This is a genomic window from Actinomadura pelletieri DSM 43383 (assembly GCF_003634705.1).
Classification (GTDB): domain Bacteria; phylum Actinomycetota; class Actinomycetes; order Streptosporangiales; family Streptosporangiaceae; genus Spirillospora; species Spirillospora pelletieri.
Genome location: NZ_RBWU01000004.1, coordinates 307,842 through 321,154, shown reverse-complemented (window position 1 = coordinate 321,154; position 13,313 = coordinate 307,842). Strand labels below are relative to the sequence as shown.

The following is a 13,313-nucleotide window of genomic DNA, read 5'->3' as shown; positions in this document are numbered from 1 at the left end:
GCAGGATGACGTGGCGATCACGTGACACCGGCGGCGCGCTGGCAGGATGGGCGGGTGAGCGGCATCTATGACGATCCGTGGGCGTACGCTCTGGCGTGCTCGTTCCGCGACGTGCCCACCGAGGTGGACGTCCTGCTCGACTGGTGCGCCGAGAACCGGCTGAAGCCGGACTCGATGCTGGAACTGGCGGCCGGGCCCGCCGAGCACGCCCGGGAGTTCGCCCGCCGGGGGGTCGCCGCGACCGCGCTCGACCTGAACCCGGCCATGTGCGCCTACGCGTCCCGGGAGGCGGCCCGCGACGGCGTCGAGGTGACCGTCGTCGAGGACGACATGACCCGGTTCGACCTGGGCCGCCGGTTCGACCTGGTCGTGACCATGCTGGACTCGACATCGCACCTGATGACGCTGGACGCGTTCGTCGCGCACCTGCGCCGCGTCGCCGCGCACCTGTCCCCCGGCGGCCTGTACATCGTGGAGATGTCGCATCCGCGTGACCGTCTCACCGACGAACCGACCGTCAGCACGGGCTGGCAGGTCGAGCGCGGCGACGTCCGCGCCACCGTCCGGTGGGGCGAGCCCGGTGACGTGCTCGACCCGGTCACCCAGATCGCCGACGACCACGTCACGATGACCATCACCGACTCGGACGGGACGCGGGTGCTGCGCGACGTCGTCCCCTACCGGTTCTGGACGGCGACGGAACTGGACGCGGTGATCCGCCTCGCGGGCGGCCTGGACGTCGTCGCCCGGTACGGCGACTTCGGGGCCGGTGAGCACGCCGTGGCGCTCACCGACCCCGCCGCCTGGCGCATGATCACGATCCTGCGGGGGGCGTGACCGTCAGGGCGTGGCCGTCCACCCCGGCATCGGGTAGGACGCGAGCAGCTCGCGGACCTGCCCGGCGACCCGCTCGACGACGCTCTCGTCCTGCTTCGCCGCGGCCTGCACGACCTCGTCCATCCATTCCGCGACCCGTGGCATCAGGTCCTCGCCCAGCCCGCGGGTGGTGATCGCGGCGGTGCCGACCCGCAGCCCCGACGGGTCGAACGGCTTGCGCGGATCGAACGGGACGGCGTTGTAGTTCAGCTCGATCCCCGCGCGGTCGAGGGCCTGCGCGGCGGGTTTGCCGCCGATGCCCTTGTTCGTCAGGTCGATGAGGATGAGGTGGTTGTCGGTGCCGCCGGAGATCAGGTCGTAGCCGCGGTCCAGCAGCGCGGCGGCGAGGGCCTTCGCGTTGGCGACGACCTGCCGCGCGTACGCGGCGAACTCCGGCTGCGCCGCCTCCCGCAACGCGACCGCGATCGCCGCGGTCGTGTGGTTGTGCGGCCCGCCCTGGAGCCCTGGGAACACGGCCTTGTCGACCGCCTTCGCGTGCTCGCCCGTCGACATGATCATCGCGCCGCGCGGACCGCGCAGCGTCTTGTGCGTCGTCGTGGTGATCACGTCGGCATGACCGACCGGCGACGGATGCGCGCCACCCGCGATCAGTCCCGCGATGTGCGCGATGTCGGCCGCCAGCACCGCGCCGACCTCCCGGGCGATCTCCGCGAACGCCGGGAAGTCGATCGTCCGGGGAATCGCGGTGCCGCCGCACCAGATGAGCTTCGGCCGCTCCTTGAGCGCCAGGTCACGGACCTGGTCGAGGTCGATCCGGCCCGTGTCGGCGCGCACGTCGTACCGGACGGGACGGAACCACTTCCCGGTCGCCGACACCGACCAGCCGTGCGTCAGGTGCCCGCCCATCGGCAGCGACAGGCCCATCACCGGGTCGCCGGGCTCCAGGAACGCCATGTACACGGCGAGGTTCGCGGGCGACCCCGAATACGGCTGGACGTTGGCGTGCTCGACACCGAACACTTCCTTCGCCCGGTCGACGGCCAGCGTCTCGATCGGGTCGACGACCTGCTGACCCTCGTAGTACCGCTTGCCGGCGTACCCCTCGGAGTACTTGTTGGTCAGAACCGTCCCGGCGGCCTCCAGGACGGCGGGCGACACATAGTTCTCCGAGGCGATGAGCCGCAGCTTCTCGAACTGGCGGCGCGCCTCGTCCTCGACGAGCCCCGCGATCTCGGGGTCCTGGCCACGCAGATGGGGAACGGGCGGTTCGTGCATTTCGGTGCCTCCACGCTGCTCGCACCGGGTTCTCGGGCACCCCGGCGTAAGGGGCCCGTACACCCAGGCGCGCGGTGCGCGGACGGCTCTTCGCTCCCCGGTGGTCAATCCACCTTCACTGCGCCAGTCACGTAGCCGCAAGCATACAGAAGTCGTGTTCTCCCCCGCGCGAGCCCCGCGCGGGGGAGAACACGACCCAACCCAAAAACCCAAGCCCGCCTCCGCAACCCCGCAACGACCTCGGGGTTCGCGATCGCGTCCGAAGGCAGATTCAAGCGAAGCGAGAATCTGATCGCGCAACGAGCCGCCAGGCGAGCCGAAGCGATGCCAGCGATCGCACCGCGTTTCTCGACGATGGAGGGCGCTCCGCGCCCGAAGGAGGAGAGAAATGCAAAGACTACCGCGCTGCTTCCAGAGCCTTCTTGACGGCGGCGCGCTTCTGGCGGAGCTTGGCCAGGGCCTCTTCGAGGATGGCTTCGCCGTCCTCGTCGCTGCGGCGCTCCTTCACGTACGCGAGGTGCGTCTTGTACGGCTCGGTCTTCGGGGGCGCCGGAGGGTTCTCCGAGTCCTGACCGGCGGGGAACCCGCAGCGCGGGCAGTCCCAGGTCTCGGGGACCGCCACGTCGGTCGCGAAGCTGGGGCGGGTCTCGTGCCGGTTGGCGCAGTAGAAGGTCACCCACACGCGGGGGGCGGCGTCACCACGTTCCGCCTCTCCCATCGGACCGGCCCCGACACGGCTGCCCCGAATCGCGTTGCCACTACCCACGGAGTACTCCTCGTTTGTCTTCCGCCGCCGCCCGTTACCTCCTGCTAGGACGGCGCGGCGTTCGCATTGGTGTCGAGACGGATGTCTCAGGCGTCGCCCTTGAACAGCAGGCCGAGCACGACGATCGAGGCGAACCACAGGACGCCGACGGCGATCGTCAGCCGGTCGAGGTTGCGTTCCACCACGGACGATCCGCCCAGGGACGACGAGACGCCGCCGCCGAACATGTCGGACAGGCCGCCGCCCTTGCCCTTGTGCATGAGGACGAGGACGACCATCAGCAGGCTCGTGACGATGAGCACGATAGACGATGCGAGGATCACGATTTCAGCGCCTTGTCTCTAGTTCAGGACGGTCTGTAGTTCAGGACGGTGGACCAGGCCGAGCGGTTTACCCGTCAGCTACGAAGGGTACGACGAACCGGCCGCTGGTTCGGCACGAACCCCCGGTTCACCCCGAATTGATCAAGAAGATCAGACGGGAAGATCCCGGTACCGGCAGATCTTGACGAACTCTCCCGGGTCCAGGCTGGCACCACCGACCAAGGCGCCGTCCACATCGTCCTGCGCCATGAGTTTGGCGACGTTGTCGCCCTTCACCGAACCGCCGTACAGGATACGCACCTCGTCGGCGACTCCGCCGTCGTACAGCTCGGCGAGCCGCGTCCTGATCGCGGCGCAGACCTCCTGCGCGTCCTGGGGGGTGGCGACCTCCCCGGTGCCGATCGCCCATACCGGCTCGTAGGCGATCACAAGGCGCCGGACCTGGTCGGCGGGGATCTTCTCCAGGCCGCCGTCCACCTGCGCGAGGACGTGCGGGACGTGCCCGCCCGCCTTACGGACCTCCAGCCCCTCGCCCACGCACAGGATCGGGGTGAGGTCGGCGCCGAGCGCGGCCTTCGCCTTGGCGTTGACGAGCGCGTCGTCCTCGGCGTGGTACTGGCGGCGTTCGGAGTGGCCGACGACGACGTAGCCGCAGCGCAGCTTGGCGAGCATCCCCGCGGAGATCTCACCGGTGTAGGCGCCGGAGGCGTGCGCGGAGACGTCCTGCGCGCCGTACTGGATCGGGTACTTGTCGGCCTCGATGAGGGTCTGGACCGAGCGGATCGCGGTGAACGGCGGGAGCACGGCGACGTCCACCGCGTCGTAGTCGGCCTCCTTGAGCGCGAACGCCAGTTTCTGGACGAGCGCGATCGCCTCGAGGTGGTTGTTGTTCATCTTCCAGTTGCCCGCCATCAGCGGTTTGCGGGCGGGGCTCGCGGGGGCCATCGGTCAGTCCTCCAGGGCCTGCAGGCCGGGCAGCGTCTTGCCTTCGAGGTATTCGAGGCTGGCGCCGCCGCCGGTCGAGATGTGGGAGAAGGCGGCCTCGTCGAAGCCGAGCCGCCGGACGGCCGCGGCGGAGTCGCCGCCGCCGACCACCGTGAACGCGCCGGAGTCGATGAGGCCCTGCGCGACGGCGCGGGTGCCGTTCTCGTAGGGCTTCATCTCGAACACGCCCATCGGGCCGTTCCAGAACACCGTGCGGGCGTCCGCGAGACGCGCGGCGAACAGTTCGCCGGACTCGGGGCCGATGTCGAGGCCCATCCGGTCGGCCGGGATCGCGTCGGCGGCCACGACGCCGTGGTCGGCGTCGGCGGAGAACGCGGTGGCGGCGACGACGTCGACCGGGAGCACGAACTCCACGCCGGTGTCCGCGGCGCGCCGCAGGTAGTCGCGGACGGTGTCGAGCTGGTCCTCTTCGAGGAGGCTCGTGCCGACCTCGTGGCCCTGCGCCCGCAGGAAGGTGAAGACCATGCCGCCGCCGATGAGGATGCGGTCGGCCTTGCCGAGCAGGTTGTCGATCACGCCGAGCTTGTCGGACACCTTGGAGCCGCCTAGCACGACCGCGTAGGGCCGTTCGACGTGCTCGGTGAGCCGCTTCAGCACCCCGACCTCGGTGGCGATCAGTCCGCCCGCGGCGTGCGGGAGCCGTCCGGGCACGTCGTAGACGGACGCGTGCCTGCGGTGCACCGCGCCGAACCCGTCCCCGACGTACAGGTCGGCGAGGGCGGCGAGCCGGTCGGCGAACGCGCCGCGCTCGGCGTCGTCCTTGCTGGTCTCGCCCGGTTCGAAGCGAAGGTTCTCCAGCAGCGCGACATCGCCGTCGGCGAGCGCGCCGACGGTCGCGCGGGCGGAGTCGCCGACGACGTCCGAAGCGAACGCGACGTCCGCGCCGAGCAGCTCGCCCAGCCGCGCCGCCACGGGCGCGAGGGAGAACTCGGGGTTCACCTTCCCCTTGGGACGGCCGAGATGGGCGCAGACGATGACCTTGGCGCCTTTGGCCCGCAGCGTCTCGATCGTCGGGAGGCTCGCCCGGATCCGCCCGTCGTCGGTGATCGCGCCGCCGTCCAGGGGGACGTTCAGGTCGGCGCGGACGAGGACGCGCCGACCGGCGACGTCGAGGTCGTCAATGGTGCGCATCGAGTTGCGATGTCCTTCCGTACACGGCCGCGCCGTGGCCGCGCGGTGCGGTGCGCGGCCACGGCGTCGGGGGCTTCGGTCAGAGCTGCGCGCCGACGAGCTTGACGAGGTCGACGAGACGGTTGGAGTAGCCCCACTCGTTGTCGTACCAGCCGACGACCTTCACCTGGTCGCCGATGACCTTGGTCAGCCCGGAGTCGTAGATGCAGGACGCCGGGTCGGTGACGATGTCGGTGGAGACGAGCGGGTCCTCGGTGTAGGTGAGGTAGCCCTTCAGCGGGCCTTCGGCGGCCGCCTTGAACGCCGCGTTGACCTCGTCCACCGTCACCTCGCGCGACAGCGTCACGGTGAGGTCGGTGGCCGAGCCCGTCGGCACCGGGACGCGCAGCGCGTAGCCGTCGAGCTTGCCCTTCAGCTCGGGCAGCACCAGGCCGATGGCCTTGGCGGCGCCGGTGGAGGTCGGCACGACGTTCAGCGCGGCGGCGCGGGCGCGGCGCGGGTCCTTGTGCGGGGCGTCCTGCAGGTTCTGGTCCTGCGTGTAGGCGTGGATCGTCGTCATCAGGCCGCGCTCGATGACGAAGCTGTCGTGCAGGACCTTCGCCAGCGGGGCCAGGCAGTTGGTGGTGCAGGACGCGTTGGAGATCACCGTGTGGTTCGCCGGGTCGTAGGCGTCGTCGTTGACACCGAGGACGAGGGTGACGTCCTCGTTCTTCGCCGGAGCGGAGATGATCACCTTCTTGGCGCCGTTGTCGGCGTGCACCTTGGCCTTGGTGGCGTCGGTGAAGAAGCCGGTGGACTCCACGACGACGTCGGCGCCGACCTCGCTCCACTTCAGGTTCGCGGGGTCGCGCTCGGCGAACGCCTTGATCGCCTTGCCGCCGACGACGATCTCGGTGTCGGTGGCGCTCACCTCCTCGGGGAGGCGGCCGAGAATGCTGTCGTACTTGAGCAGCCGGGCGAGGGTGGTGGTGTCGGTCAGGTCGTTGACCGCCACGATCTCGATGTCGGCACCGGACGCCTTCACGGCCCGGTAGAAGTTCCGGCCGATCCGGCCGAACCCGTTGACGCCTACTCGGATGGTCACGGAACGGCTCTCCTCGCACATCGTGTCGCCCGGCCGGGGCCGGACTGTCGCCTACGGTCGATCAGGGGATCCCCCTGTCTCCGACCCTATCCAATGATCCGTGGGCGGCCTGACACCGGTGGGTGCGGCGCCGTCGGCCCCGCGCCGGGTCCGGCGACGATCAGGGTGCGAGCATCTCGGCGGTCAGGTTCGCCTCGGTGCCGGGGATGCCCTGGTCACCGGCGCGCTTGTCGGCCATGGCGAGGAGGCGGCGGATGCGGCCCGCGATGGCGTCCTTGGTGAGCGGCGGGTCGGCGAGCTGGCCGAGCTCCTCCAGGGACGCCTGCTTGTGCTCCAGCCGGAGCCGTCCGGCGTTGACGAGGTGCTCGGGCGCGTCGTCGCCGAGGATCTCCAGGGCGCGGGCGACGCGGGCCCCGGCGGCGACGGCGGCGCGCGCGGAGCGGCGCAGGTTCGCGTCGTCGAAGTTGGCGAGCCGGTTGGCGGTGGCGCGGACCTCGCGGCGCATCCGGCGCTCCTCCCACGCGAGGACGCTGTCGTGGGCGCCGAGCCGGGTGAGCAGCGCGCTGATCGCGTCGCCGTCGCGGACGACGACCCGGTCGACGCCGCGCACCTCCCGCGCCTTGGCGTGGATCTTCAGCCGGCGGGCCGCGCCGACCAGGGCGAGCGCGGCCTCCGGGCCGGGGCACGTCACCTCCAGCGACATGGACCGGCCCGGCTCGGTCAGCGAGCCGTGCGCGAGGAACGCGCCCCGCCACGCGGACTCGGCGTCGCAGGCCGCGCCCGCGACGACATGCCGGGGCAGGCCGCGGACCGGACGGCCGTTGCTGTCGATCAGGCCGGTCTGCCGGGCGAGCGACTCGCCGTCCCGGAAGACGCGCACGACATAGCGGTTGCCCTTGCGCAGGCCGCTCGGCGCGAGCACCACGACCTCGGAGGTGTGCCCGAACACCTCCGAGATGTCCTTGATCAGACGGCGTGCGGCGACGCCGGTGTCGATCTCGGCCTCGATCACGATGCGCCCGCTGACCAGGTGCAAGCCGCCCGCGAAGCGCAGCAGCGTCGAGACCTCGGCCTTGCGGCAGCACGGCTTCATGACCGTGAGCCTGCTCAGCTCGTCCTTGACCACACCGGTCATCGCCATGAGTTGGACCCCTCCCCCTATCGGACTTCCAGCAGTGTCGCCGATCCCGGCGCCACCGGACGTCACTCGCCGAATATCTTGTCGAAGGCTTGGGCCAGCCGGGCGGGTTCATGACGCGGCGACCCGTCGTCGGCGGCCACGTCGGCGAGCACGAGACGTCCACCGATGTCCTGGACGGCCTTCTCAAGGGCCTCCGGATCGTCGACCACACCGGCGTCGGCGAGGACGACGTCCACCCGCAGGTCGGGCGCGTGGGCGCGCAGCACCTCCAGATGGGTCTGCGGCGAGAAGTCGTCGGTCTCACCGGGCTGCGGCGCCAGATTCAGCGCGACGGCGCGGCGGGCCCGGCACGACACCAGCGCGCGGGCCAGCGCCGGGACCTTCAGATGCGGCAGGACGCTGGTGAACCAGGAGCCGGGTCCGAACACGATCCAGTCGGCGTCCTCCACCGCGGCGAGCGCCTCAGGGCAGGCGGGCGGGTCGGCGGGCACCAGCGACACGCCGAGCACCGTGCCGGGCGTCTTCGCGCACGCGACCTGCCCCTTCACATGGGTGATCGCGTCGGGGCGGGCCGGGTCGGCGCCGCGCACCTCGGCGACGATGTCCATCGGGACGGCCGCCATCGGCAGGACCCGGCCGTGCGCGCCGAGCAGCCGCCCGACCCAGTCGAGCCCCGCGACCGCGCCCTCCCGGCCGAGCAGTTCCCACAGCGCGACGATGAGGACGTTGCCGACGGCGTGTCCCTGGAGATCGCCCTCGCTGCGGAAGCGGTGCTGGACGACGTCCCGCCACGTCTGTCCCCACTCGTCGTCGCCGCACAGTGCGGCGAGCGCCATCCGCAGGTCGCCGGGCGGAAGGACACCGAGTTCGCGGCGCAACCGTCCGCTGGACCCGCCGTCGTCGGCGACCGTGACGATCGCCGTCAGCCGGTCGGTGACGCGGCGCAGCGCCGACAGCGAGGCATAGAGGCCGTGACCGCCGCCGAGCGCGACGACCTTCGGGCCGTGGGGCTTCACCGTGCCGCTAACCTGCTCTCCTCATCCGGCCCCCGCGCCGGGGACCGGGCAGGGGTCTACTCGCGGCCGAGGTCACGATGGGCGACCTGCACCTCGATGCCCTCGTCCCGCAGCCGGGCGGCGATCTGTTCCGCCATGGCCACACTACGGTGTTTGCCCCCGGTACATCCCACGGCCAGCGTCACGTAGTGCTTGCCCTCACGTTCGTATCCGTCGGCGAGAAGACGCAGCACCTCGGCGTAGGCGTCGAGGAACTCCTTGGCGCCGCGCTGCCCGAGGACGTAGTCGCGGACGGCGCCGTCGCGGCCCGTCTTCGGCCGCAGCTCCGGCACCCAGTGCGGGTTCGGCAGGAACCGGCAGTCGACGACGAGGTCGGCGTCGACGGGCAGGCCGTACTTGTAGCCGAACGACACGACGGTCGCGCGGAGGCTGGACTCGCCGGTGTCGTTGCCGAAGAAGCCGATGATCTTGTTGCGGAGCTCGTGCACGTTGAGCCCGCTGGTGTCGATCACCAGATCGGCCTCGGCGCGGACCTCCCGGACGAGTTCGCGTTCGCGGGCGATGCCGTCGACGAGACGGCCGTCGCCCTGCAGCGGGTGCGGACGGCGGACGCTCTCGAACCGGCGCACCAGGTCGGCGTCGTTCGCCTCCAGGAACACCACGCGCGGGTGGACGCCGCGTGCCTCCAGTTCGGCGATCGAGGAGTGCAGGTCCTCGGTGAAGGCGCGGCTGCGCACGTCCACGACCACGGCGATGCGCGGGACGGCGTCCTTCACCCGGCCGCCGAGGTCGGCCATCGTCGCCAGCAGGCCCGGCGGCAGGTTGTCGACCACGAACCAGTCGAGGTCCTCCAGGGATTTGGCCGCCGTGCTGCGGCCCGCCCCGGACATTCCGGTGACTATCACAATGTCCGGGATCTTCGTCTCACTGGTCATGTCGGTCTCCCCGTATGCTCCCCGTCCGCGTCCCCCCGCGGCCCCGTGCCGCCGTGCAGGGCGGCGACGATCCCCTCGGCGCTGCGCCGCCCGATGCCCGGGACCTCGGCGACCTGCTCGGGTGTCGCGTCCTTCAACCGCTTCAGCGACCCGAAGTGTTTCAGCAGCGCCGCCCGGCGCGCCGGACCCAGACCCGGAACGTTATCGAGTTCGCTCACCGTCATCGACTTCGATCGCCGCTGCCGGTGGAACGTGATCGCGAACCGGTGCGCCTCGTCGCGGACCCGCTGGACGAGGAACATCCCCTCGCTGTTGCGCGGCAGGATCACCGGGTCGTCCTCGCCGGGCAGCCAGATCTCCTCCAGCCGCTTGGCGATGCCGCACACGTCGATGTCGTCGACCCCGAGCTCCACCAGGGCCCGCCGCGCGGCGGCGACCTGCGGCGGACCGCCGTCGACGATCACCAGGTTCGGCGGGTAGGCGAACTTGCGGGGCCTTCCGGTCTCCGGATCGATCGGCTGGTGCGCGCCCTCCTCGCCGGGAGTGTCGCCCAGGTGGTCGAGTTCGCCCGTCTTCTCGCTCTCCGCGAGGTAGCGCTTGAACCTGCGGGTGATGACCTCGTGGATGGAGCGGACGTCGTCCTGCCCCTGCACGCCCTTGATCGTGAACCGGCGGTACTCGCTCTTGCGGGCCAGACCGTCCTCGAACACGACCATCGACGCGACCACGTCGGAGCCCTGGAGGTTCGACACGTCGTAGCACTCGATGCGCAGCGGGGCCTCGTCCAGCTCCAGCGCCTCCTGGATCTCCTGGAGGGCGCGGCTGCGGGTGGTGAGGTCGGACGCGCGGCGCGTCTTGTGCTGTTTGAGCGCCTCGTGCGCGTTGCGCGCGACCGTCTCCAGCAGGGCCTTCTTGTCGCCGCGCTGCGGCACCCGCAGCCGGACGGGCCCGCCGCGCTGCTCCGACAGCAGCTCGGTCATCGCGTCCTCCTCGGGAGGCAGCGCCGGGACGAGCACCTCCCGCGGAACCGATTCGCTCTCGCCGTAGATCTGGATGAGGAAATGCTCGACCAGATCGGCGGTGGTGACGTCCTCGACCTTGTCGACGACCCAGCCGCGCTGCCCGCGGATCCGGCCGCCGCGCACGTAGAAGACCTGCACGGCCGCCTCCAGCTCGTCCTCCGCGAAGGCGATCATGTCGCAGTCGGTGGTGTCGGCGAGGACGACGGCCTGTTTCTCCAGGGCCCGTTCCAGCGCACGGACGTCGTCGCGGAGCCGGGCGGCGCGCTCGTACTCCTGGGACGCGGCGGCCTCCCGCATGTCGCGCTCCAGCCGTTTGATGAACCGGCTGGTGTGGCCCGCCATGAAGTCGCAGAAGTCCTCGGCGAGGAGCCGGTGCTCGTCCGGGGTGACGCGGCCGACGCACGGCGCCGAGCACTTGCCGATGTAGCCGAGCAGGCAGGGACGGTCGAGCTGGTGCTGCCGTTTGAACACGCCCGCGCTGCACGTCCGGACGGGGAACACGCGCAGCAGCTGGTCGACCGTCTCCCTGATCGCCCACGCGTGGGAGTACGGCCCGAAGTAGCGCACGCCCTTGCGTTTCGCGCCGCGCATCACCATCACCCTCGGAAACTCCTCGTTCAGGGTGACGGCGAGGTACGGATACGACTTGTCGTCGCGGTAACGGACGTTGAACCGGGGATCGAACTCCTTGATCCAGGAGTATTCGAGCTGGAGCGCCTCGACCTCGGTGGCGACGACCGTCCAGTCGACGCGCGCGGCGGTCCGCACCATCGTCTGCGTGCGCGGATGCAGCGTGGAGAAGTCGGCGAAGTAGGAGTTCAGACGTTGCCGCAGGCTCTTGGCCTTGCCCACGTAGATGACCCGGCCGTGCTCGTCGCGGAACCGGTACACGCCGGGAGACTCGGGGATGGAGCCGGGTGCGGGTCGGTAGGTCGCCGGATCTGCCACGTTCAGAAGCCTAATGGGCGGGGCCGACACGCCGTGCTGGCGCGCGTCCGGGCCGGGGTGACGGAGGTCTCCCTCCGCTGGTCACATGTCCGCAAAAGATTCGGAAAGGGAGAGTCGGACGTAGGTTCTCCCCAGCCCGGAAGGGGGTCGTCGCGGACGTGTCCGCACTGTGGGCATGGATCGTCCTCGCGGCCGTCGTCGCCGCGTCGGTGATCGTCGTGGAGGTGGGGCGCCGGCTGCTGGCGGGGCGGCTGTCGGCGCGTTGGCCGGGCGCGGGTCGTGTCGCCCGACGCGTCGCCGCGCCGGCGTTCGCGTTCGCCGCCGTGGTGGGCGGCGGCGCCGCGATGCCGTACCGGATGCTCGGCGACCCGGCCGAGGACGCGGTCCGGCAGGCGGTGCGGATCGCGGCGATCGGCGTCACGACCTGGCTGGTGCTGCGGATCGGCTACGCGTTGACCGACCCGCCGCTGGCCCGGCTGACACGTGTGGAGGGCGACCGCAACCGGCGCGCCCGGCGGGCCCGCACGCAGATGCTGCTGCTGCGCCGTATCGCCGCCGTGCTGATCGTGGTGCTGGCGGTGGGCGCCGCGCTGTTCACCTTTCCCGGGGTGCGCGCGGTCGGCGCGGGGCTGCTGGCCTCGGCGGGCGTCGCGGGGCTGGTCGTCGGCATCGCCGCGCGGCCGACGCTGGGCAACCTGCTCGCCGGGTTGCAACTGGCGTTCAGCGACGCGCTCCGGCTGGACGACGTCGTCGTCACCCAGGGCCACTGGGGACGGGTCGAGGAGCTGACCCTCTCCTACGTGGTGCTGCGGCTCTGGGACGACCGGCGAATGATCTTCCCGGTGTCGCATTTCACGGAGCAGCCGTTCGAGAACTGGACCCGGCACTCGTCCCGGCTGCTCGGGTCCGTGGAACTGCACGTCGACTGGTCGGTGCCGATCGACGAGCTGCGCGCCGAACTGCACGCGGCGCTGCGGGACAACCCGCTGTGGGACCGGCGCGACTGGATGCTCCAGGTGGTGGACGTCCAGCCGAACGGGCTGGTCACCCTGCTGGCGATGATGAGCGCGGCGGACTCGGCCAGCACCTGGGATCTGCGCTGCGACGTGCGCGAGCATCTCGTCTCCCACATCCGCCGCCACCACCCCGAGGCGCTCCCCCGCCTGCGTGTCGAGGCCACCGCGAGGGAGGACGCCCCGGAAGAGAACGGCAGGGACGAGAACGGCCGGGACGAGAACGGCCGGGCCGCCCCCGGCGGGGGCCGCCCGGCGCGCCCGGACACGCTCAGGCGAGCATGATCTGGTCGCCCTGCACGGTGATCTTCTTCTCCGGCAGCGGCTTGTCGGCGGGCGGTGCCGCCACCGAACCGTCGGTGATCTTGAACTTGCTGCCATGGCAGTGGCAGTTGATCGTGCCGCCGGTCACCGAGCCGACGGCGCAACCGCGGTGGGTGCAGTCCACCGAGAACGCCTTGAACTGACCCTGGGTCGGCTGGCACACCACGACCTTGGCGTCCTCGAAGATCTTGCCGCCGCCGACCGGGATGTCGGCGGTCTTCGCGATCCCCTTGCCCCCGCCCTGCGACCGGCCGCCGTTCGACCGGCCGCCGCCGGTCGAGCCGCCCGACCCGGTCGAGTCGCCCGCTTCGCCGCCGTCGTCGGACCCGCCGCACGCCGCCGCCAGCCCGGCGATGCCCGCGAGGCCCGCTCCGATGAGCAGGCCCCTGCGGCTGTTCCCCCCGGCCGGCGCGTTCCCCGGCGCCTGCTCCGCTCCGTCCGACCGCGTCTCGGACCCCTGTGGCATTCTCGCCCTCCGGTGACATCTCGATTT

At 71.2% G+C, this 13,313-nt stretch carries 13 protein-coding genes and 1 riboswitch; of the genes, 2 read left to right on the top strand and 11 right to left on the bottom strand.

The window, feature by feature from the left end:
- Positions 1 to 54 precede the first annotated feature (54 nt).
- Complete coding sequence (locus tag BZB76_RS19390) at positions 55 to 837, top strand: class I SAM-dependent methyltransferase (RefSeq protein ID WP_121435811.1); 783 nt, start codon at positions 55 to 57, stop codon at positions 835 to 837.
- Between the two features lie 3 nt (positions 838 to 840).
- On the opposite strand, the gene BZB76_RS19385 is transcribed toward BZB76_RS19390, so the two are convergent.
- The 10 genes from BZB76_RS19385 to uvrC form a co-directional block, all read right to left on the bottom strand.
- Positions 841 to 2,112, bottom strand: a complete 1,272-nt coding sequence (locus BZB76_RS19385) for a serine hydroxymethyltransferase (protein WP_121435810.1) — start codon at positions 2,110 to 2,112, stop codon at positions 841 to 843.
- A gap of 54 nt (positions 2,113 to 2,166) precedes the next feature.
- Positions 2,167 to 2,253: riboswitch (ZMP/ZTP riboswitch) on the bottom strand.
- Between the two features lie 256 nt (positions 2,254 to 2,509).
- On the bottom strand, positions 2,510 to 2,878 hold the full coding sequence (locus BZB76_RS19380; RefSeq protein ID WP_117400741.1) for an RNA polymerase-binding protein RbpA: 369 nt from the start codon (positions 2,876 to 2,878) through the stop codon (positions 2,510 to 2,512).
- 86 nt (positions 2,879 to 2,964) lie between these two features.
- Positions 2,965 to 3,201 (bottom strand): preprotein translocase subunit SecG, encoded by a 237-nt coding sequence (gene secG, locus BZB76_RS19375; protein WP_121435809.1) that lies wholly within the window; start codon positions 3,199 to 3,201, stop codon positions 2,965 to 2,967.
- 150 nt (positions 3,202 to 3,351) lie between these two features.
- Entirely contained in the window at positions 3,352 to 4,146 is a 795-nt protein-coding gene (gene tpiA, locus BZB76_RS19370; RefSeq protein ID WP_121435808.1) for a triose-phosphate isomerase, read from the bottom strand.
- Positions 4,147 to 4,149: 3 nt separating this feature from the next.
- A complete protein-coding gene (locus tag BZB76_RS19365) occupies positions 4,150 to 5,337 on the bottom strand; it encodes a phosphoglycerate kinase (RefSeq protein WP_121435807.1) in 1,188 nt (395 codons plus the stop codon).
- 79 nt (positions 5,338 to 5,416) lie between these two features.
- Complete coding sequence (gap, locus tag BZB76_RS19360) at positions 5,417 to 6,421, bottom strand: type I glyceraldehyde-3-phosphate dehydrogenase (protein WP_121435806.1); 1,005 nt, start codon at positions 6,419 to 6,421, stop codon at positions 5,417 to 5,419.
- A 160-nt stretch (positions 6,422 to 6,581) separates the two neighbouring features.
- The gene (gene whiA, locus BZB76_RS19355) at positions 6,582 to 7,562 is read right to left on the bottom strand and encodes a DNA-binding protein WhiA (protein ID WP_121435805.1); all 981 of its coding nucleotides are present in this window, start codon (positions 7,560 to 7,562) and stop codon (positions 6,582 to 6,584) included.
- A 62-nt stretch (positions 7,563 to 7,624) separates the two neighbouring features.
- Positions 7,625 to 8,578, bottom strand: coding sequence for a gluconeogenesis factor YvcK family protein (locus tag BZB76_RS19350; protein ID WP_121435804.1), 954 nt, complete (start codon positions 8,576 to 8,578; stop codon positions 7,625 to 7,627).
- 56 nt (positions 8,579 to 8,634) lie between these two features.
- Positions 8,635 to 9,513 carry an RNase adapter RapZ gene (gene rapZ, locus BZB76_RS19345; RefSeq protein WP_121435803.1) on the bottom strand — a complete coding sequence of 293 codons (879 nt, stop codon included), beginning with the start codon at positions 9,511 to 9,513 and terminating at the stop codon, positions 8,635 to 8,637.
- A complete protein-coding gene (gene uvrC / locus BZB76_RS19340) occupies positions 9,510 to 11,483 on the bottom strand; it encodes an excinuclease ABC subunit UvrC (protein ID WP_121435802.1) in 1,974 nt (657 codons plus the stop codon). The genes rapZ and uvrC overlap by 4 nt, the downstream gene beginning before the upstream one ends.
- Positions 11,484 to 11,641: 158 nt before the next feature.
- Here uvrC and BZB76_RS19335 point away from each other — a divergent pair, with 158 nt between their 5' ends.
- Complete coding sequence (locus BZB76_RS19335; RefSeq protein ID WP_121435801.1) at positions 11,642 to 12,781, top strand: mechanosensitive ion channel family protein; 1,140 nt, start codon at positions 11,642 to 11,644, stop codon at positions 12,779 to 12,781.
- Here the strand turns inward: BZB76_RS19335 and BZB76_RS19330 are convergent.
- Positions 12,768 to 13,286: a Rieske (2Fe-2S) protein gene (locus tag BZB76_RS19330; protein ID WP_121435800.1), complete on the bottom strand. Its 519-nt coding sequence runs from the start codon at positions 13,284 to 13,286 to the stop codon at positions 12,768 to 12,770. The genes BZB76_RS19335 and BZB76_RS19330 overlap by 14 nt on opposite strands.
- Positions 13,287 to 13,313: the final 27 nt, after the last annotated feature.